Source organism: Paenibacillus sp. KACC 21273 (assembly GCF_028736095.1).
Lineage (GTDB): Bacteria > Bacillota > Bacilli > Paenibacillales > Paenibacillaceae > Saccharibacillus > Saccharibacillus kyungheensis.
The window spans coordinates 3,893,964-3,914,979 of the sequence record NZ_CP117876.1; the positions used below are offsets into that span (position 1 = coordinate 3,893,964).

General features: G+C 39.9%; 15 protein-coding genes and 2 tRNA genes. 4 read left to right on the plus strand and 13 right to left on the minus strand.

Features of this window, described 5'->3' with window-relative positions; translation table 11 throughout:
- Positions 1-278 precede the first annotated feature (278 nt).
- Complete coding sequence (locus PQ460_RS17090) at positions 279-725, plus strand: cytochrome c oxidase subunit II (protein ID WP_274170548.1); 447 nt, start codon at positions 279-281, stop codon at positions 723-725.
- A 91-nt stretch (positions 726-816) separates the two neighbouring features.
- Here the strand turns inward: PQ460_RS17090 and PQ460_RS17095 are convergent, their stop codons facing one another.
- The 6 genes from PQ460_RS17095 to PQ460_RS17120 all read right to left on the minus strand — a co-directional run bounded on the left by PQ460_RS17095 (position 817) and on the right by PQ460_RS17120 (position 11,533).
- Positions 817-4,686, minus strand: a complete 3,870-nt coding sequence (locus tag PQ460_RS17095) for a hypothetical protein (RefSeq protein ID WP_274170549.1) — start codon at positions 4,684-4,686, stop codon at positions 817-819.
- 179 nt (positions 4,687-4,865) lie between these two features.
- Positions 4,866-7,307, minus strand: coding sequence for a phenylalanine--tRNA ligase subunit beta (gene pheT, locus PQ460_RS17100; protein ID WP_274170550.1), 2,442 nt, complete (start codon positions 7,305-7,307; stop codon positions 4,866-4,868).
- A 19-nt stretch (positions 7,308-7,326) separates the two neighbouring features.
- Positions 7,327-8,340: a phenylalanine--tRNA ligase subunit alpha gene (gene pheS, locus PQ460_RS17105; protein WP_204825672.1), complete on the minus strand. Its 1,014-nt coding sequence runs from the start codon at positions 8,338-8,340 to the stop codon at positions 7,327-7,329.
- Positions 8,341-8,823: 483 nt separating this feature from the next.
- Positions 8,824-10,833 carry a ribosomal protection-like ABC-F family protein gene (gene abc-f, locus PQ460_RS17110; protein ID WP_274170551.1) on the minus strand — a complete coding sequence of 670 codons (2,010 nt, stop codon included), beginning with the start codon at positions 10,831-10,833 and terminating at the stop codon, positions 8,824-8,826.
- A gap of 543 nt (positions 10,834-11,376) precedes the next feature.
- Positions 11,377-11,447 (minus strand) — tRNA-Gly (locus PQ460_RS17115).
- A 9-nt stretch (positions 11,448-11,456) separates the two neighbouring features.
- Positions 11,457-11,533, minus strand: a tRNA-Pro gene (locus tag PQ460_RS17120).
- A 161-nt stretch (positions 11,534-11,694) separates the two neighbouring features.
- On the opposite strand from PQ460_RS17120, the gene PQ460_RS17125 reads away from it, so the two are divergent.
- Both PQ460_RS17125 and PQ460_RS17130 read left to right on the plus strand, forming a co-directional pair.
- Entirely contained in the window at positions 11,695-12,018 is a 324-nt protein-coding gene (locus tag PQ460_RS17125) for a YbjQ family protein (RefSeq protein WP_273615427.1), read from the plus strand.
- An 11-nt stretch (positions 12,019-12,029) separates the two neighbouring features.
- On the plus strand, positions 12,030-12,275 hold the full coding sequence (locus PQ460_RS17130; protein ID WP_274170552.1) for a hypothetical protein: 246 nt from the start codon (positions 12,030-12,032) through the stop codon (positions 12,273-12,275).
- A 99-nt stretch (positions 12,276-12,374) separates the two neighbouring features.
- Here the strand turns inward: PQ460_RS17130 and PQ460_RS17135 are convergent, their stop codons facing one another.
- The 7 genes from PQ460_RS17135 to leuB all read right to left on the minus strand — a co-directional run bounded on the left by PQ460_RS17135 (position 12,375) and on the right by leuB (position 19,567).
- Positions 12,375-13,346: an aldolase catalytic domain-containing protein gene (locus tag PQ460_RS17135; RefSeq protein ID WP_273615425.1), complete on the minus strand. Its 972-nt coding sequence runs from the start codon at positions 13,344-13,346 to the stop codon at positions 12,375-12,377.
- 113 nt (positions 13,347-13,459) lie between these two features.
- Positions 13,460-14,794 carry a DUF4129 domain-containing protein gene (locus PQ460_RS17140; protein WP_274170553.1) on the minus strand — a complete coding sequence of 445 codons (1,335 nt, stop codon included), beginning with the start codon at positions 14,792-14,794 and terminating at the stop codon, positions 13,460-13,462.
- Positions 14,791-15,945, minus strand: coding sequence for a DUF58 domain-containing protein (locus PQ460_RS17145; RefSeq protein ID WP_274170554.1), 1,155 nt, complete (start codon positions 15,943-15,945; stop codon positions 14,791-14,793). The genes PQ460_RS17140 and PQ460_RS17145 overlap by 4 nt, the downstream gene beginning before the upstream one ends.
- Positions 15,946-16,944, minus strand: coding sequence for an AAA family ATPase (locus PQ460_RS17150; protein ID WP_274170555.1), 999 nt, complete (start codon positions 16,942-16,944; stop codon positions 15,946-15,948).
- 128 nt (positions 16,945-17,072) lie between these two features.
- Positions 17,073-17,477, minus strand: coding sequence for a hypothetical protein (locus tag PQ460_RS17155; protein ID WP_137222228.1), 405 nt, complete (start codon positions 17,475-17,477; stop codon positions 17,073-17,075).
- 182 nt (positions 17,478-17,659) lie between these two features.
- Positions 17,660-18,208: a peroxiredoxin gene (locus PQ460_RS17160; RefSeq protein WP_273615421.1), complete on the minus strand. Its 549-nt coding sequence runs from the start codon at positions 18,206-18,208 to the stop codon at positions 17,660-17,662.
- A 264-nt stretch (positions 18,209-18,472) separates the two neighbouring features.
- A complete protein-coding gene (gene leuB / locus PQ460_RS17165; RefSeq protein WP_273615420.1) occupies positions 18,473-19,567 on the minus strand; it encodes a 3-isopropylmalate dehydrogenase in 1,095 nt (364 codons plus the stop codon).
- Between the two features lie 378 nt (positions 19,568-19,945).
- On the opposite strand from leuB, the gene PQ460_RS17170 reads away from it, so the two are divergent.
- A complete protein-coding gene (locus PQ460_RS17170; protein WP_204825093.1) occupies positions 19,946-20,926 on the plus strand; it encodes an aldo/keto reductase in 981 nt (326 codons plus the stop codon).
- The last annotated feature ends 90 nt before the right edge of the window (positions 20,927-21,016 follow it).

Below are 21,016 nucleotides of genomic sequence, written 5' to 3' on the forward strand. Positions count from 1 at the left end.
ATTCCTTTATAATATAATGCACTACTTCTTATTATACATCTAGACCAAATATTCACAAAATACTTGCATGACAAATAATAAATAATGGGTATATGATCAAAAGCTAACTGATCTCAATTGCTTTCTACATGATTACTTGATGAATCGTATTTCTTTTTTTCGCCATATTTTATTTTAAATTTGATGATACCGGTTACTCTTTATGTAGAACAGAGTTATACTATTTATGAATATTGGCAATGATCATTATTATATATCACTATAGGAGGAATCAATGCATGTATACCCCATCTCAACCGAATACCAAAGTAAATACGTATAAAAGAACGCTGATTATCGTTAGTATGATGATCGCAGTCATGGTTCTTTTATCTGCTTGTGGTCAAAAAAATGAATCTGCTACCAATCCACCTCAAAGTGGTGTTACCGAGACAGGTGTTGCACCTGCTGATGGTACAGAACAATTGATGATTAAAGCAACCAATTATGCATTTGATCAAAAAGAATATCATGTCAAAAAAGGACAACCTGTACAGATCGTATTTGAAAGTGTACAAGGTAATCATGGTGTGATGATTCCAGCGCTTAATGTCGATCTGGATTCACAAAATACAACAGCAACCGTTACTCCACAAGAAGCAGGTCAATTTGATATTGCTTGCTCAATCATGTGTGGTTCCGGTCATAGTACAATGGTTGCGAAATTAATCGTAGACGAAGCGTAATCGCTTATAGCTATTAAATATTATTAAAAAATCCCTTTCTGTTTCACTACAGCTAATATATGTAGTGATAAGCAGAAAGGGATTTTGATATCTAATTCTGGTCCTGCTCGATTAATTCCATCCACTCATTGTATTCAATTTCCAGACGATGATGCTGTTCTCGCAATTGTTCTAACTCACCTATAATACGTTCTTTCTCTTCACGCTGATCTTGCAGTTCGATATGAACCAATCGTAATTGGTGGGAAGACACTTCGTATTGCTGCAATATTTCTTGCATTTCTTCTGACTTCTGTGTTTCTACTGTAGCCAGTTGATCTTGTTGCTCACGCCATTCACGTTCTTGTTGCTCTAAACGCTCAATATGCTGTGCTTGCTCTTGTTGTAATTGCTCGGTTGCTTGAATACGTTGTTGCCATTCATTTAATTCTTGACGCAACTGATGGCTTTGCTGTTCTAAGCGTCCGATTTCTTCCAGATACCCTTCTTCATTACGACTCACTGTCCGATAATCTTCTTCCAGTTGAGTATACCGATCATTCCATTGATCGATATTATGATTCGCTTCTTGCAAAATCTGCTCTTGTTGACCTAACTTATCTTGTAACGAAAGCAACTCTTGATTCAATGTAGCTACCTGAGCTTGTGCATCTTGATGATATTGCTGTTCTTGTGACCATTGAGCTTGTAACGTATGCAATTCATCTTCTTGTTCACTAGAACGCTCACGCCACATTTCCATTTCTTCTTGAATCGCTGATTTTTGCTGTTGCAGTTCATTTAACTGATCGATACGTTCAGACTGTAACTCTTCTAGATCTTGGTATTGATATTCCAATGTCTGACGTTGTTCTTCGATAACACGAAGCTGTTCTTCGAGTACCTGACGTTCTGCTTGAGCATCTGTCCACCGGGCTTGCAGACGATTCACTTCATCCTCTTGTTGCGTTGACAATTCGCGCCATGTCTCGGCTTCTTCGGTTGCAGTAATAACCTGTTGCTGTACATCTTCCAATTGTTGTTGAAGAGATGACTGCTCTTTTTCCAGTTGATGACGTTGTTCTTCCAGTGTCTGCAACTGTTGTTCTAATTGCCCAACCTGCTCACTCACTTGAGACAATTGAGCTTGCGCCTGTTCTACTTCTTGCTCTTGCTGGCTAGAAAGTTCGCGCCATGTCTCAGCTTCTTCTTGCGTATTGGCTAATTCTTGCTGCGCCTGATGAAGTTGTTGATTCAAAATAATCTGTTGTTCTTCTAATTGTACTCTTTGCTGCTCTACTGTCTGCGCTTGTTGTTGCGTATCTAGTAATTGAGCTTGAATCCGCTCGACCTCTTGTTCCTGCTGTCCTGACAGCTCACGCCATGTCTCTGCGTCTTCTTGAGTAACCGTTAGTGTTTCTTTCAGTTCCACTAATTGTTGATTCAGATCAGATTGTTGTTCTTCTAATTGCTGAACTTGTGCTTGAACCAATTCATGTGCTGCTTGTTCTGAAGTGTATTGCTGTTGTAAAGCCGTATATTGTTCTTGCACCTGAGCAAATTCAGCTTGAATTTGAGACACTTCTTGTTGTTGTTGTGTGGATAATTCACGCCATGTTCCGGCTTCTTCTTGTGTTACGGTTAATGTTTCTTGAAGCTCTACCAATTGTTGCTGTAGCTCTGACTGTTCTGTTTCCAGCACATGTACTTGATTTTCCAGATCATTACGCTCGCTTTGGATACTATTCGACTGTTGTTGCAAAGCCGTATATTGTTCCTGCACTTGAGCAAGTTCAGCTTGAATTTGAGATACTTCTTGTTCTTGCTGTGTGGATAATTCATGCCATGTTCCGGCTTCTTCTTGCGTTACAGTTAATGTTTCTTGAAGCTCTACTAATTGTTGCTGTAGCTCCAACTGTTCTGTTTCCAGTACATGTACTTGATTTTCCAGATCATTACGCTCGCTTTGGATACTATTCGACTGTTGTTGCAAAGCCGTATATTGTTCCTGCAATTGAGCAAGTTCAGCTTGAATTTGAGATACTTCTTGTTGTTGTTGTGTGGATAATTCACGCCATGTTCCGGCTTCTTCTTGTGTTACGGTTAATGTTTCTTGAAGCTCTACTAATTGTTGCTGTAGCTCCAACTGTTCTGTTTCCAGTACATGTACTTGATTTTCCAGATCATTACGCTCGCTCTGGATACTGTTCGACTGTTGTTGCAAAGCCGTATATTGTTCTTGCACTTGAGCAAGTTCGGCTTGAATTTGAGACACTTCTTGTTCTTGTTGTGTTGATAATTCACGCCATGTTCCAGCTTCTTCTTGTGTTGCTGTGAATGATTCTTGAAGTGTACTTAGCTGTTGATTCAGATCATGTTGTTGCTCTTGTAGCTGTTGTGCTTGCGTCTGTACAGATTCATGCTCGGTCTGTAACTGTTCGCTGGTTGCTTGTAATGATTCATACTCTGCTTGCACTGTAGCATATTGTTGTTGTAGAGACGTATATTGTTGCTGTTGCTGTGCAAGTTCGGACTGAGCTGTCTGTAATTCCTGTTCTTGTTGATCAGATAATTCATGCCATGTGTCTACTTCTTCTTTGAGCGTAGCATTTTCTTGACGTAGTTCAGTTAATTGTTGATTGAGTTCTGACTTTTGTTCTTCCAATTCGTTAAGCTGTTCTTCTATCGCTACACGCTGTTCTTCCAATACAACTTGTTGCTCTTGAGCTTGTGACCATTCACCTTGAATACGAGCCACTTCTTGTTCTTGTTGACCGGATAATTCACGCCATGTTTCTAATCTTTGTTTGGTAGCGGATACTTCGTTTTTAGCATCTGCTAATTGTTGTTGCAAAATAGACATTTGTTCTTTGGTTGCAGATGCTTGCTCTTCCAACGTTTGACGTTGTTCTTGAGCTTGTGTTAATTCGATCTGCACTTTTTGTACTTCTTGCTCTTGTTGTTGTGCTAATTCATACCAACGATTGGATTCTTCTTTGGATTCTGCTATCTCTTGCTGAGCAGTATCGAATTGTGCTTGTACTGCTGTCAATTGTTGTTGAGATTCGCTTAATTGCTGTTCTAATTGTTGTTGTTCTGCTTGTACATTTGTTAAATGAGCTTGTACTGTTTGCAACTCTTGCTCTTGCTGTACAGACAATTCGCGCCATGTCTCGGATTCTTCTTGCGCTTCTGCTATTTGTTTGGTGAGCTGATCATGTTGTTCTTGTAATCCTTGTAACTCTGTCAATATACGTTTGTTATTTTCCTCCAGTTCGGCATGATCCTGTTGCACACGATCATGTTGTTGTTGTAACAGTTGCAACTGCTCTTCTAACTCCATTACTCGCAAACTGGACACTTCTTCATTTTCAGTTAAAAGATTAATCTCACTGCGTAAATTTTCTGTCGTTTGTTGCAGATTTTGTTCCAGTTCTACATTGGATTTCAAAGCTTTTTGAAGAGCTTCTTCAGCGATTTTCCATTTGTGCTGTATTTGTTCGTTATTTAATTTGTGTTCTTGATTTTGCTGTTGTAATTGTTTGTTTTGACCTTCCGCAGAAGTTAACTTTTGCTGAGTCTGTGTTAATTGAGCAGATGTTTCTTTCACATTTTTTTGTAATTGTTCATTGGTCGTCGTTTGTTGTTGATTGTCCTGTTGTAATTTCTGAATCAATTCTTGTTGTTGAGCTTTTACACTTTGCAATTGTTCTAGCTCTGTATTTAAGCGCTCTTGCTCTGCGATCGCTTTATCAAATTCAGACTGATTGATCTGGGCATTAATCGATTCTTCCGCCATGTGTACAGCTGCTAATACAGCTAATTTAGCTTTATCTAAATGAGAATGAGCTTGCGATATATCGTTCATATGCTCGTCTACATAACGAGCAATTTGTCTCATATAATCGGCACTCGTGCCAACTAATTTATAAGTTGTTCCATAAATATCCACGTTTACTCGAATACGTTCGGGTGTCGTCACAATCGTGCCCTCCTTTACTTCTTCTGTTTATTCTAGTTGGATGTAGACAAAAAAGCCACATCGATTGTTATTCGATGCGACTCTTGTCAATTCCTGCTATCATCCCTAACAAACATGATTCTTTATTTCCGAGTCATTTGGATAGGGAATCTACGCAGTATAAAGATTGGACAAAATGATTACTTACGCAGTTCTGCACCAAATTGTTCAGACAATACCGTTAAGACTTGATCATGCACAGTGGTTACTTCTTCGTCTGTTAACGTATGCTCTGCATGACGATATACGATAGCTATCGCTACACTCTTCTTACCTTCGCCTACACGATCACCTGTGTATACGTCAAATACTTGTACGGTTTCTAACAATTCTTTCGCTGTCAGGCGAATAGAAGCTAATAATTCTCCTGCCGCTACGTCTTCGTTGATCACAACAGCGATATCGCGTTGTACAGAAGGGTAACGTGGCAATTCGCTGTATACGATTTTCTCATCAGCTTCTTCATATAATGGAGCCAATTGAATCTCTGCTACATACGTATCTTCAAGATCAGACTCACGTTGAATATCAGGATGAATCTGTCCGATTACACCGATCCATTGTTGCTGACTGCCTACTTGCAAGTATACAGATGCAGAACGTCCTGGATGGAATCCTTGTGGTTGATCTGCTTTGTATGTGATCAACGATTGCAATCCTAGATATTGTAGCAAGCTTTCTAAAGCACCTTTGAGATCGAAGAAATCGACACGTTCATTGCCTGTATTCCATTGCGCTTGTTGACGTCTGCCTGTAAGCAATAGTCCAAGTAAAGGAACCTCTGTTGGTTGACGAGTCAATTCTTGCTCAGAGCTGAAGAATGCACTACCGATTTCGAATAAAGCTAGATTTTCTTGTTTACGATTACGGTTAAATGAAGCTGTCTCTAACAATTGCGGAATCAATGTGCTACGTAACACACTACGATCTTCACTCATTGGCATCGCTAGTGCGACTTGTTGCTGTTCTCCACGCAATTGCGGGAACAGATCATTTTTCGCTGGATGGGTAAATGAATACGTAATTGCTTCTTGATATCCACCATGCGTTAGCAAATGACGAATCGTACGACGCAAGCGTTGAGATTTGGTTAATGCTCCTGGTGTTGTTGTACCTTCAATAGAAGTCGTAGGGATATTATCATATCCATATAGACGTGCCACTTCTTCGATCAAATCAACATCGCGTACGATATCACCACGACGAGTAGGAATACGAACTTCTAATAAATCTTGTGCTACATCACCGCAAGGGAATTGCAAACGAGCAAAAATCGTTTTGATTTCAAGTAAAGACAACTCTGTACCTAAATAACGATTTAATTTACTTAAAGACAATTGCAATGTTTTCTCTTCTGCAACTTGTACCACTTCTTCTACGATACCTTCATGAATTAATCCATGAGCATAACGAACGATCAATTCAGCCGCACGATTTAGCGCAGGCACCACAGCAGAAGGATCAACTTCTTTTTCAAAACGTTGACTTGCTTCTGAACGAAGCCCTAAGCGACGTGATGTTTTGCGAATCGTTCCACCATCGAACTTGGCAGATTCTAATAAAATGTTAACAGTAGATGCAGTGACTTCCGTCTCAGCACCACCCATAACGCCAGCAAGCCCTACAGGTTGTCCACCGCTTGTAATCAGCAACATACGATCGTCTAACTTACGTTCTTGATCGTCTAGTGTAGTAAGTACTTCACCTTCACGTGCCATACGCACTTCGATAGCACCTTGATTTAATTTGTCAGCATCATAAGCATGAAGTGGTTGTCCGTATTCCAACATTACAAAGTTGGTAATATCTACAATATTACTGATCGGACGAATACCTGCTGCAATCAGACGATTTTGCAACCACAATGGAGAAGTACCTACTGTAATCCCGCTAATATAACGAGCAGAAAAGTGACTACATTGCTCGGTTGCTTCAATATTCACGGAAATATGATCTGCTGCTGCATCTCCAGCTTCAACAAAATTCAGTTCAGGCAATGTCACATCACGACCTAGAATAGCACCAACTTCATAAGCCGCTCCTAACATACTCAAGCAATCTGAACGGTTTGGAGTCAGATCGAAATCTAAAATTGCATCGTCTAAGCCAAGCAATTGTACAATCGGTGTACCGATTTCTGTGTTCTCAGGTAACACCAAAATACCTTCTTGTTGATCTTTAGGTAACAATTTATCGTTAATGCCTAATTCTTTCGCAGAACAGATCATTCCTTGAGATAATACGCCACGTAATTTGGCTTTTTTAATATCCATACCGCCTGGTAATTTGGCACCCACAAGTGCTACAGGAACTTTTTGCCCGGCATCGATATTTTTAGCGCCACATACGATCTGTAAGTCTTCACCTTGTCCGGCATCAATCACACATACATTTAACTTGTCTGCATCAGGATGCTTTTCTTTGCTTTTCACATAACCAACAACAACATTGGTAATCCCTTGATTACGATATTCGACGCTATCGATTTCGATTCCTGACCGTGTAATGCGCTCAGCTAGTTCTTCTGGAGTGACTTGATCCAAAGAAACATATTGAGACAGCCATTGTGTAGATACTTTCACTGCTATTCACTCCTTTATATTAGATACGTGAGAATTGTTTGAGGAAACGCATATCATTGCTGTAGAAATGACGAATATCATCAATACCGTATTTCAAAATCGCTATCCGTTCTACGCCGATACCGAATGCAAATCCACTATATACTTCAGGGTCAAAACCGCCCATTTCTAACACTTTAGGATGAACCATACCGCAACCTAATACTTCGATCCAGATACGCTCACCGTTCTTTTTCACAAACGTAACGTCTACTTCTACGCTAGGCTCTGTGAAAGGGAAAAAGCTTGGACGCAAACGAATCTCTGTCGATTCGCCGAACATTTCACGTGCAAATTGAAGCAATGTTCCTTTCAAATCACTCATACGAATACCTTTATCAATTACCAAACCTTCGATTTGGAAAAATTGGAAAGAGTGAGTCGCATCGTCATCATCACGACGGTATACAGCACCCGGACAAATAACTTTCAAAGGAGCTTTTCCTTTTGCTGCTTCCATCGCACGAATCTGTACAGGAGAAGTATGCGTACGCATTAACAAATCTTCTGTTAAATAGAACGAATCTTGCATATCACGAGCAGGGTGATTTTTAGGCAAATTCAATGCTTCAAAGTTATAATGATCACTTTCAGCTTGAGGGCCTTCTGCTACGCTGTATCCCATACCCAAGAAAATATCTTCCATTTGTTCGATCACTTTGTTGATCGGATGAATACCACCTTGTGGCAACCCACGACCTGGCAAGGTTACATCGATTTTCTCAGCTGCTAGACGTTCATTCGTTTCAGCACGTACAAATTCTTCTTGCTTGCGATTAATAACTTCTTCAATCGCTTCACGCACTTCATTGGCTACTTGACCAACAACCGGACGTTCTTCAGCGCTAAGCTTACCCATACCACGCAATACTTCAGTTAAAGCTCCTTTTTTACCAGAGTATTTAACACGTAGATCAGCTAGCTCTTTCGGTGTGGCTACTTTTTCTAATACTTCCAGTGCTTCTGATTTCAAAGCAAGCAAATGTTCTTGCATTTGGACGATTTCGCTCATCGTTGTTAAGCCCCTTTCTTCCTATCCCGCAGTGTGTGAACTTTATCAAAACAACAAAAAAAGGCCTTCTCTCCCCTTAAGGGACGAAAAGACCGTGGTACCACCCTTGTTAGAAATTTATAATCTGTATCTCAACATAGAGTCTTCTCTATATCAATCACATGTAGATTATAAGCTTCTCGCTCGAAACGACGATAACGGATCGTTACACCGGCTATTCCTAATCTACAAATCAGCTTGCTTACGCCACTAACTTATATTTCAGAACGCTGCTCCAGAGTGAACTTCAACAGCCTGCTTCTGTAAAAATGCTCTCAATCTAATGGCATTTTCTCCCTGTACGACAGTACTGTTTACTCTTCTCTTTCGTTGCAGATGTCATAGTGAAAATAGATACTCACTATTTTACAAACAACCAGCCTTCCCGTCAACGATTGTTATACAAAAAAGAATATTCTATTTGATTTACGAATGAGACGAGTATGATGCTAACTCTTTGCGTAACGATTGAATTTCTTGCCAGACAGGATCATTAGCTGGTTGCTCTAGATTTAAATCTTCAATAGATTGTGTCGATTTGGGAAGATGTTCATGGGATCGAGAAGACGAATGAGATTGCTTCTGATCTGCAAGCCCAGCTAACAATTGAGATAGACGCAATTCTAGCATCATACGTTGTTGATAACCTTCTACTCCACCTGCCATAGCTTCTTGTTGCTGATGTGCTTTGGCTGCTTCATATTCTTCTACAGTTCCTTCAAACCATTGATAACGATGGTTACGTTCTAACTGTAACAATCGAGTCGCTAATCGCCGAACTAACATCCGATCATGAGAGACCAAAATAATCGTTCCTGAGTATTGTTGTAACGCTGACTCGATCACTTCTTGTGCAGCGATATCTAGATAGTTGGTCGGTTCATCGAGAATCAACACATTTGCACCGCCAAAATATAATCGTATTAATGCTACCCTACACTGCTCTCCCATACTTAGATGTCCAATCTGCTTATACACTTCTTCGCCACGGAACAAAAAACAACCTAAGATCGTTTGCGCTTCGGTGCGTGTCATAGAAGGCAACACAAGCAGACTATCCAGTAAGGTCATTTCTAACGGCAATCCTTCGAGTTCCTGTGAAAAGTAACCTATATTCAGTGCTGGATGATGCCATAATTCACCACTAGATGGTTGAAGATGTCCAAGTAATAACTTGATAAGTGTCGTTTTGCCTGACCCATTTGGCCCTGTAATCGCAATACGATCGCCACGTTGTACATTCATATCAAGATGTTGAATCAAGGCTTTATCTTCATGCTCTGTATTCTGATGGTGTTCTTCTACTGGCTCTAGATCAGCATCATACGCAAAACTTACATCATCTAACCGAATTAAGGTATGTCCTTTAAACTCACTCGCTTCTAGTTCAAAGTTCATTTTGTCAGCATCACGTGGTTTTTGAACGCTTTCTGAATCTAAACGTTCCAGTGCTTTTTCTTTGGCATGATAGCGTGAAATATTTTTGTTCGCTTTATCTCTATAAAAGCTTTTAGTAATTTTCACTTCATTTTGCTTACCGGCTGCCCGATGCGCTTGTTCGAACCATTGCTGATAATTGCGAATCGATTCTTCTAGCGCTTTGCGCTGTTGTTCTTGCTTTTTGTAAAGCGATTCTTGTGCTCGTAATTCACGCTGTTTGTGTTCTCGATAATCGCGGTATCCACCTTTATACTTGGTCATTCCTGTCTGTGTCAATTCACATACAGACGTCGCCATCCGATCTACAAATTCACGATCATGTGAGACAAATAACAAAGTACCTGTATATTGTTGCAATCGCTTTTCTAACCATTCCATAGTCTCTGTATCGAGATGATTGGTAGGTTCATCTAAGATTAATAGCTGCGTCTCACGCGTTAAGACAGATGCTAGACGGACTCTTGTTTTCTGACCTCCGCTTAACTGCGTATAAGGTACATTCCATAACTCAGATATAATCCCTATCGTAGTCAATTGCTTTTCCACTTCAATTTCCCATAGGAATCCATCTTGCTTTTCATATTGTTCTAACGTACTGCCATACTGTTCCAAAACATCGTTGTAATGATCACTTTGTTGTTCCACTGAAATACTCTGAAGTTGTTGCTCTAATTCATCTAATTGTTGGCGTAAGTTCCACAATTCTGGCTTACCTTGTCTCGCTATTTCTAATGTTGTCCAGCCTTGATGAATATGCTCCATATCATCTTGCTGTCTCATCCAATCCCATTGTGCCAATGGTAAGAAGCGTTCGATTTTGCCTTCTGTAGATTCAGTATCATTCATTAGCAGTTGAATCAGTGTACTTTTGCCACTTCCATTCTCACCGATCAAGGCGAGACGTTCTCCTGCTTCTATTTGTAGATTCACTTGTTCGAAAATTCGTTGACCGTTCCAGTCTTTTGCTAGATTGCTTACTTTTACGATGGTTGTCATTGAACATCATCCTCTCTGAAATCATAAAAAAACCGCCAGAGCAGATGCTCTCGCGGTGATTAATGCTAACGTCAGATCGTTCATTATCCATATGTAAAATAAGCAAAAGGATATAAGTATAGAGTGCTTCTACTTTACGATTGGTCATGTCTATTTGTCGCCTAAGACATCATTAATCACAAAAGTAAAACCATTTTCTTCATCCTGAACTGTTATGATCACAGTTTCCTATTGCTATCCATGGACATACGTCTCCCGTTTGCATCAGCCGCTTGAGCTGTCTGCCTGCTTCATCATGTGCAGTTCGTAGGGAAATTCGTATGTTTACTTCATTGGACAATAGGACCCTCTCATTTCTTCAGAATGGTCAGCTTGAAAAGCATAACGTATATAATTACCGCTGACAACGACAGTATAACAGAGCTCTCTCAAAAAACCAAATCTTATTGTGCTAATTTATATTCGTATACAAGCATTACAAAAAGATAAATACAACAAAAAAAGCCTTTGCTTTCGCAAAGACTTTCTCTTGGTATTTCAGTAAGCGGGTGATGGGAATCGAACCCACGCTATCAGCTTGGAAGGCTGAAGTTCTACCATTGAACTACACCCGCATAAATGGATGGTCGGGATGACACGATTTGAACATGCGACCCCCTGGTCCCAAACCAGGTGCTCTACCAAGCTGAGCTACATCCCGAGGTCACGTTTGGAAAGTCATTAGGCTTTCTTAACGACAAGATATAATATATCATATTCATTTTTATCTTGCAACTTCTTTTATTTATGTATCATTTTGAATATCTTTACGTATATAAAAAGTATAATATACGCTTTATCAATCAGACAGGAGTGATACAAATGATTATCGTAACGACTGAACATATTCCAGGTTATCGAGTAACTAATGTGCTAGGCTCAACTTTTGGTGTCGTTGTACGTGCACGCGGAATAGGTGGCGATATTATGGCTTCTTTTAAAGGATTAGTCGGTGGTGAAGTCAAGCAATATACTCAAATGATCGAAGATGGTCGCCGTCAGGCTTTAGATCGAATGGTTGAAAGTGCACATACAATGGGTGGTAATGCAGTAGTAATGATGCGATTTGATAGCGGAGATATCGGTAATAGCATGAGCGAAATTGTTGCTTATGGTACAGTTGTTACCATTGAACCGATCGCATGAGTTTTTTTAATATGGGTGCTATCTATTTCGTATTACAAATCGCTGGTTTTCTAGCTTTACTTTTAATAAGCTGGTACTTTTTTGATAAGCGATACAAAGGAAAACAACGATCTTCTCAACAACAAAATGATATTCTCAAGCATTCCTATCCTACCCCTGAGGTCTTTGTCGATCCTGCGGATGGCAAAACATATCGAGTCTACTATCATGAACAGACAGGTACACGTTCGTATGTGGAAGAGTATTCTCAATCTTAAAATGATCTTTACTTAGAACACGATAAACCAAAAGAGCAACCTTCCTTAATGACTGGAAGTTGCTCTTTTGGTTTATTTAGTATGCTTTTTTAGCTAATTCTATTTATTTCCTTTAGAAGAATCGAAGCTCACTTCTGGAGTCGTCAACTTATCGTAGAACTCAACCGAATTATCTTTGTCATCCGAAGCACGAAGTGCCATCGCAGAACGTGGATGCTCATCCAATGATCCTGTGATCATATAAGGGATGATATAGCCCCACTCTTCTTTTTCACGCAAAGCAATCATATGTTTGTCGATCATTTCTAAGACTGGACGCAATGTGTACTTGGTATTTTTTAAATGAGTCACTAGCAATTCAGTTGGACAGTTACCTGCCGCGCGACCCATACCGTATACAGAAGCATCTAATAATTCGACACCATGCTCTGCTGCTACAAGCGTATTCGAGAATGCCATTTGCATATTGTTATGGGTATGTACACCCAGACGTTTGTTAGGCAAGTTAGTTTTGAATTTATCAACCAAATAAATCATGTCTTTATAATCTAGACTACCATAGCTATCTACGATATAGACAACATCAACAACACTATCGTTGATCAATTCAAAAGCTTCTAGTAGTTCATTTTCCATTACGTTAGACAATGCCATAATATTGATCGTTGTCTCATATCCACGATCATGGAACGTTTGTACCAATTGAAGCGCTTTGTCTACATCTTTGATATAACAAGCTACACGAATCAGGTCTAGCATACTTTCTTCACGTGGCAAAATATCTTCTTCCGCAACACGACCGATATCTACAAGCGCAGACAACTTAGTTGTTCCTTTTTGAGGAATAACTGTACGCAAGAAATCGTCATCTAGAAAGCGCCAAGGACCTGCTGCTTCTGCACCTTTAAGTAATTTTGGAGAGTTTTTGTAACCGATCTCCATGTATTCTATACCTGCTTCGTTCAAACTTTTATACAAATCTTGTACAAATTCTACGCTGAAATCCCAGTTGTTCACTAGACCTCCATCACGAATCGTACAGTCTACAATTTTGCTTGGATTAAGTTTCATTGTTAATCTCCTTTCAGCCGTTTCATTCTCTCCATGATACTGTAAGCATCCTTTAAAAGTAAAGAATTTTCTAACACGCTTTAAAGCTTCACATGAATAAATTCATGAAATATTCAATCTTTTTTCTCCCAACCTTTCAGTTCTTCAGCATCCACAGACTTGGCACCATACCGAATCTGATTGTACCAGTGTATCAATATCGAGATACGTTGTTCCGAATAGGTTGAAGATTCCTTTGGATTTAAATCAATCATTTTGCGTCCAAGTGTATTCGGTGTATCGCCCTTATGCTGATCCAGACCACGCTTTATTCCTCGCCGAATCAATCGTTCATAATGATAACGCACACGTTCAGCAGGATCATCCGGCACTTTCTTTTTAAAATTCATTCCTATAGATGCAGATGTGGGACGAATCTTTTCGGTTTGATCGATATATCCTGAAGATGGCTCCTGTACAGGTACTACAATATCACTTTCGATCCCTAGAATACGTAATAACCAGCGCCAGAGTGGTGGACCATATTTGCGAAGTAGACGGTATAGAAACAGCCCTACACCTATTACAAAAGCAGCCAGAGCAGCAATCATAATGATCTGAGCGATTCGCTCAATCCACTCCGGATTCAAAATAGAAGGGCTTTGCTCCGGTAAATCCATTGGTGGTAGCAATGGGGGCGGTGTCATCGGTTCAATCATTTGATTAGGTACGGTAGGTTCATTATTTTGGAAAAGAGACAGTATCTTCTGCCACAACCAGCTCAATATCACCGACAATTGTGTACTACCACCGATAATCGCAATCAATCCAATCAGAATCCATGTCCAACGCCGACTCCGACGAATAACCAATTGAAGAGCAGCTAGAGGAAATCCATCTTCCCAGACAGAATAGCTTATCTGACGGGAACCACATCGCATAAGAATCGCAAATAAATGAATCATACCTGCTAGATAAATCGAAAAATGAGTAGATGACAGATCACCTTCTGAACCTGTAATCACATAGAAAATCCATGCTACAATCAGTAAAACCAATTGCAATGTTAACGGAAATAGTTGATCCCAATCACCCATTACTAGCATATTACCGCGAAATAATCCAACAACTAACATACATATACTGGCTATCCAGATCGATGATAAGCCCATCTGTTGTACCATTGTCCAAAGTATAATAGCTCCTACAACTATCCATACTATAGACCAACTGATGATTTTCCATTTTCCAGAAGAAGGTCTACTGGCGATGCGTAATGTAATTCCCAGACCTCCTGCACATAATAGCCACAATGCCCATAGTACAGGCTGATCTGTATGAAATAGATACGCATCTAACAGCACTATAATCGGATAACAGGCGGCGACTTCTGCTAGCATATAAGCAAGCGGTTGCCAGTGACTAGAGATTGAATGGCTTGTTATCGTTGAACGACTTTTGGTTGTCATACGCTCACCTTCTTACGAGGTTGGTGATCTTGCATAGTCTGATATATTTTAGATTTCTTCAACTGCTCTATACCAGGCACATGCAAAATGCTCACAGTAGAGCCAGACTGTTCTAATGTCATGATAGCTTGCTTGATCGGTTCCGATACATGCGGAGTAACGATCAAAATATCCATGTTGTTACTCTGTCCATGTTGCGGAACAAAAGATTGTAAAAATTCATGAAAAGGCAATCTACTTTTTAATTGTACTTCTGCCATACATTGTAGTAATGCTGATAATTGTTCACTTCCATAAGCGGGTAAAATGCGCGCATCTTGTTCATCTTCTGTTGCAATAATCGCATTATGTCCAAATCCTGCTTTCATCCCTTTACCGATTAGATCTGCTGCGATCGTTGCACAATAACTAAGACCACACTCTGCTACTATCGGCTCCGTAACCACTCTCCACATCTGTTCACTAATTTCAATATTCAGAAGAATCATTACGTCTGGATCAGCACTATATCCCTGACGATACACTTGTAATTGACCTGTGCGTGCTGTTGCTTTCCAGTGAATCTGATTCATCGGATCACCCGAGCCGTATTCTCGCACTCCTGTAATCAAAAAAGGATCTTCATTTGTCCAGCGTCTAACTTCTACTTCACCTTGCCAGCTTCGATACGCTTCTGGCATCTCATCTATCGCTGTATACGCAGGATAGACAGTCATTGTAGATTCAATCTGAAGCGGACGATTCGCACGCGTCAATCCAAACACATCCCCTGCACTCATCAAAGCGCTATCCATATGGAAAACACCACGTTGTCGACAAGTAATCTGGTGCCTGCGTGTAATACGTGTAAGCGCCGACAAACTAAATAGACTGGTGTGATTCTGATACAGTGTGCCTTCACTGATCGCTGTCTCTGCTTGATGACCGAATTGAAAGCCTGCTGGTAAAATAGACTCTAATCGTAGCCAGGGTACAGGAATACGGCGCTTATTTTGAATAATCTCGATCATTTCAATGTCTTCGCCAACATGACAGTAAGTTCGAGACAATTTGCGCTCATAATCGATCTGTCGAAGAGATCGTCTGCCTAACACTAGAGCTTGAAGTAAAACAACGACTCCAGCAATCAGAAGTAGCCAGAAAAACTCCATTTACTTCACTCTACTTTCCAGATTGGCTTCAGTAGGAACCTGTTCAGTATCGAGAATAGATTGGATCAATAGATGAGCTTTATGTTTATCATTGTGATGTCGATTTTTAAATACCAACCGATGGGCTAGCACCGGAGATGCCATCGTCTGAATATCATCGGGTAATACATAATCTCTCCCTTGAATAGCTGCATACGCTTGAGCAGCTCGTAGTAAGGCTTGTGTGGCTCTCGGGCTTGCGCCTAGAGCAATCTCTTCGTGTCCACGTGTAGCTTCTGCAAGACGAACAATATAGCCTAATAGATCCTCATGAATAGTAACTGCCTGACATAGCTGTCTTGCTTCAATAATTTGTTCACGAGTTACTTGTTCAAAAACAGAACTTGAATTAGAATCTGTAGTTGTTTCTTTACCTACTTGTAAAAATAACGATGTTCTGCGTAAAATCTCAATCCCTTCTTCTGCGGAAGGATAACCCATCGACATTTTTAACATAAATCGATCCATCTGAGCTTCCGGTAACGGAAAAGTTCCCTGATTATCTACAGGATTTTGCGTAGCGATCACCATAAATGGATTATCTAATTTCATCGTCTCTCCATCTACACTGATCTGCTGTTCTTCCATACATTCCAGCAGACTGGATTGAGTACGTGGTGTTGCACGATTGATCTCATCTGCAAGTACGATATTAGCAAATAAAGGCCCTGCTCGAAATGTGAATTCGCTTTCTTTTTGATTGAAAAAATGGATTCCTGTAAGGTCAGAAGGTAATAAATCCGGTGTGAATTGGATGCGCTGAAAATGACAACTCATCGCTGCTGCTAACGTTTTAGCAAGCATGGTTTTACCGGTGCCGGGTACATCTTCCATCAATACATGTCCAGAAGCAAATAAAGCCGTTAGTAGTAATTGAATCTCATGATCTTTACCTACGATAACTTGTCCTACTTGTTGCTGAAGGCGATCAGCTAGTGTCTTAACGGTATATGTATCCATTATTTAGATCTTCCTTTCTGTACCTATCTAGTTTTATCATACAGTGATTTGGATGAAATGCAAAAAAGGAGAAGCATAATATAGAGCTTCTCCTTTTTTATATATTCAATTGTTCGTAATGTATAAGCTTACTTGTGTTGAAGACGAGAGCGACGTAGACTCATAACAGCAAGGCGTCTTTTCAGATCACGTTCCCATTTCTCATCATTGATTTTTTTGGCTACAGCGAGCAGGTCTAGACCCATATCAATCTGACTTTGCACCATGGTCATTGGATCATCTTCTTCCATATTCACGCAATTCTCGAACATGGTTGCTTCATCTTCCATCACATAATCCTGAAAATCAATCTCAGGTGTGCCATCGCCATGCGCATACTCAGCCAAAATCTCATACTCACTTTCTACTTTGTAGTGAACTTCAACCCGTTCACATACAGGACATACGAGTAGGGGAACATTATGAACCTGGGTTCGAAAATGTTTTAAAGTCCCTTTCGTACCTATCATACTGCCGCCACAGCAAAAGCTCATGTTGCTCACCCTCCATACATTATTCTATGATTTTTAACCTTACCCCAATATCATCAAAATAATTGATTGTGAATGATTATTAACCAGCTTGTGTCCATTCTACACTTTTTTGGGAGAAGACAAAACCCCCCCATTCGTAGAATATACGAATGAAGGGGCAAAATAGATTACTTTTTCTTATATTAAGAAGTAACTAATGTTTTTTGTCCTGGTTTCCAGTTCATTGGGCACAATCCACCAGATTGTAGAGCTTGCAATACGCGAAGAGTTTCTTCTACGCTACGACCTACATCGTTGTGGTTAACTACTTCATATTTCAATTCGCCTTCTGGATCGATGATGAATAGACCGCGAAGAGCTACGCCTTCTTCTTCGATCAATACGCCATAATCAGAAGCAACTTTTTTCGTAATATCGGAAGCCAATGGGAAGTTCAATTGACCTAGACCATTGTTTTCTGGAGCAGTGTTAATCCAAGCTTTGTGACTGTGAATAGAGTCAGTACTTACACCAACAATTTCAGTATCCAATGCTTTGAATTCTTCAGCTGCATCACTAAGTGCAGTAATTTCTGTAGGGCATACAAAAGTGAAATCTAGTGGATAGAAGAAAAATACCAACCATTTACCTTTGTAATCGGACAATTGAACGCGTCCAAAATCTTTACCGTCACCAGAAACAGTCTCCATGTTAAAATCTGGTGCTTGTTTACCTACCAAACGATCTGCCATAATCCAGTATTCCTCCTTTTATATAAGAAAAGTCAATAAACACTTTTCTTTCCTATCTGTATGATAACTCTAAACGCTATGACAAGAATGTTATCATCGACCCAAATCAAAGTCAAGATTAGAAGAGATACTTTATTATAATAATTCTAAATAAGGATTTTTCAGTACAATTTAATGTCTGCTGGCTCTAGCAAAGAGAGCTAATGTCACATTTTGATCACATATACAAACGATAAACGATCTCCAAAATGTGAAATGAATGGATTATGCTTTTTGCATCGCTGCTACGATCAAATCACCCATTTGTGAAGTCGATAATGCCTGACTCTTATCTACAGCAATATCAGCTGTACGGTGACCTTCATCTAATACTTTAGCAACAGCGGCTTCAATAGCATCAGCTGCGTCTGCATAATTGAATGTTAGACGGAACATTAATGCTACCGACAAAATAGTTGCTATTGGATTCGCCAATCCTTGTCCTGCAATATCAGGAGCTGATCCATGTACAGGTTCATACAATCCGAAGCTTCCTGCATCGGTACTGTCTCCCATAGAAGCAGATGCTAACATTCCGATCGATCCTGTTAACATTGCTGCTTCATCACTCAAAATATCGCCAAACATATTTTCAGTAACGATCACATCAAAGCTAGATGGACGACGAAGCAATTGCATCGCACAGTTATCCACCAATACATGCTCTAGTTCTACATCTGGATAATCAGGAGCGATCCGATTTACCGTTTCACGCCATAGACGAGACGTTTCCAGTACATTCGCTTTATCTACAGAAGCTAATTTTTTACGACGCTTTTGAGCAATTTCAAAAGCTTGACGAGTAATGCGCTCGATCTCAGTCACATTGTATACACAAGTGTCTACCGCTTCTTCCCCATGTTCACCTTGTCTTCTTAATTTCTCACCGAAATAAATACCGCCTGTTAATTCACGTACTACCATTAAGTCTGTACCTTCTAATACTTCTGGTTTCAGTGTAGATGCTTCTTTCAAACAATCAAATACAACCGCTGGACGCAAGTTAGAAAATAGACCTAATGCTTTGCGAATCCCAAGTAGACCTGTTTCTGGACGTAATTCTTTAGAGTTGTTATCCCATTTCGGACCACCTACAGCTCCAAGCAATACAGCATCTGCGCTTTTACAGACATCTAACGTTTCTTGAGGAAGCGGTGTTCCTTTTTCGTCTATAGCAATTCCGCCAAATAGCGCATGTTCCGTTTCAAAAGAATAACCGTATAATTCTTCTGCTTTTTTCAATACTTTTTCAGCTTCTGCTACAACTTCTGGTCCGATACCGTCACCGGCAATTACTGCAATTTTTTTTACGTCTGTCATATTAGAAGTCTCCTTTTATGTTAAGTTCGTTCGTTTCACCTATACACAGTTTTATCATACATGTCAGGTCTTAGCCAAGATATACAAACTATGACCTTCATAGGCAAATCCTATAAGCTTCTTTTCATAGATAAGATTGAGCAATTGTAATTGTACTTTGTATAGATAGAAATGGTTTTTTATTTAAAATAATATGTTATTTATAAGCTATGATTTTCCTCGTTCCCCCTTCCGTATTCTTATATGGTATAGCAACATAGGAGTTTGTACCAAATTATGGATAAAGAAATTTGCTGTTCACAGGTACAAGGTCTAAAATAGTTACGGAGTGCTGTTCAACACGACATTCAATATTTTAAAAACAGAGGAGTGCATATTATGGATTATTCATATCTTGGTAAGTCAGGGTTAAAGGTCAGCCGTATTTGTTTGGGCACCATGAATTTTGGACCTGTTACAGATGAGAAAGAATCATTCCGAATTATGGACGCTGCTCTTGATGCAGGCATCAACTTTTTTGATACTGCGAATGTATACGGATTTAAAGTAGGTGTTGGAACAACTGAAGAGATTATCGGACGTTGGTTCAAACAAGGTGGTAACCGTCGTGAAAAAGTTGTGCTCGCAACTAAAGTATATGGAACGATGCATAAAGATTTGGATGGCCCAAATAGCGATGGTGGATTATCTGCTTACAAAATTCGTCGTCACCTTGAAGGTTCTCTCAAACGCTTACAAACAGATCATGTGGAATTGTATCAAATGCACCATATCGATACGAATGTAAGTTGGGATGAATTATGGGGTGCATTTGAAGTCGCTGTTCAACAAGGTAAAATCGGTTATGTCGGTTCAAGTAACTTTGCTGCATGGCATATCGCTATCGCTCAAAAAGCGGCTGAAAACCGTAATTTCTTAGGTTTGATTTCAGAACAGCACAAATATAGCTTATTGTGTCGTCAACCTGAATTGGAAGTTCTTCCGGCTGCTCATGCGCTTGGATTAGGTGTTATTCCGTGGAGTCCACTTGATGGTGGATTGCTTGGACGTAATGCACTCAAAAAAATCGAAGGTTCACGCAGTGGTGGCGATGCCAATCGAGTAGATCAACATAAAGAGCAACTAGAACAATATGCTGAATTGTGTAATGAACTCGGTGAACCTCAAGATGTGGTTGCTCTGGCATGGGTACTTGCTAATCCAGCTGTTACTGCTCCAATTATTGGACCACGTACAGCAGAACAATTTGAAAGCTCTTTACGTATTATCGATGTGAAGCTAGATGAAGCTACAATGACTCGTCTAGATGAAATATTCCCAGGTCCAGGTGGAGCCGCTCCTAAAGCTTACGCTTGGTAAACGATACGCTATCATCTATAAGTATTCTATTTTTCATACATGAATAACCATTAGAAAAAGCTCTTCTACTTGTCTGCAAAGACAAAAGAA

Coding starts and splice junctions, on each gene's coding strand:
- PQ460_RS17090 (WP_274170548.1), top strand. CDS start 279: ATGTATACCCCATCTCAACCGAATACCAAAGTAAATACGTATAAAAGA.
- pheS (WP_204825672.1), bottom strand. CDS start 8,340: ATGCAAGAACATTTGCTTGCTTTGAAATCAGAAGCACTGGAAGTATTA.
- abc-f (WP_274170551.1), bottom strand. CDS start 10,833: ATGACAACCATCGTAAAAGTAAGCAATCTAGCAAAAGACTGGAACGGT.
- PQ460_RS17125 (WP_273615427.1), top strand. CDS start 11,695: ATGATTATCGTAACGACTGAACATATTCCAGGTTATCGAGTAACTAAT.
- PQ460_RS17130 (WP_274170552.1), top strand. CDS start 12,030: ATGGGTGCTATCTATTTCGTATTACAAATCGCTGGTTTTCTAGCTTTA.
- PQ460_RS17135 (WP_273615425.1), bottom strand. CDS start 13,346: ATGAAACTTAATCCAAGCAAAATTGTAGACTGTACGATTCGTGATGGA.
- PQ460_RS17140 (WP_274170553.1), bottom strand. CDS start 14,794: ATGACAACCAAAAGTCGTTCAACGATAACAAGCCATTCAATCTCTAGT.
- PQ460_RS17145 (WP_274170554.1), bottom strand. CDS start 15,945: ATGGAGTTTTTCTGGCTACTTCTGATTGCTGGAGTCGTTGTTTTACTT.
- PQ460_RS17150 (WP_274170555.1), bottom strand. CDS start 16,944: ATGGATACATATACCGTTAAGACACTAGCTGATCGCCTTCAGCAACAA.
- PQ460_RS17155 (WP_137222228.1), bottom strand. CDS start 17,477: ATGAGCTTTTGCTGTGGCGGCAGTATGATAGGTACGAAAGGGACTTTA.
- PQ460_RS17160 (WP_273615421.1), bottom strand. CDS start 18,208: ATGGCAGATCGTTTGGTAGGTAAACAAGCACCAGATTTTAACATGGAG.
- leuB (WP_273615420.1), bottom strand. CDS start 19,567: ATGACAGACGTAAAAAAAATTGCAGTAATTGCCGGTGACGGTATCGGA.
- PQ460_RS17170 (WP_204825093.1), top strand. CDS start 19,946: ATGGATTATTCATATCTTGGTAAGTCAGGGTTAAAGGTCAGCCGTATT.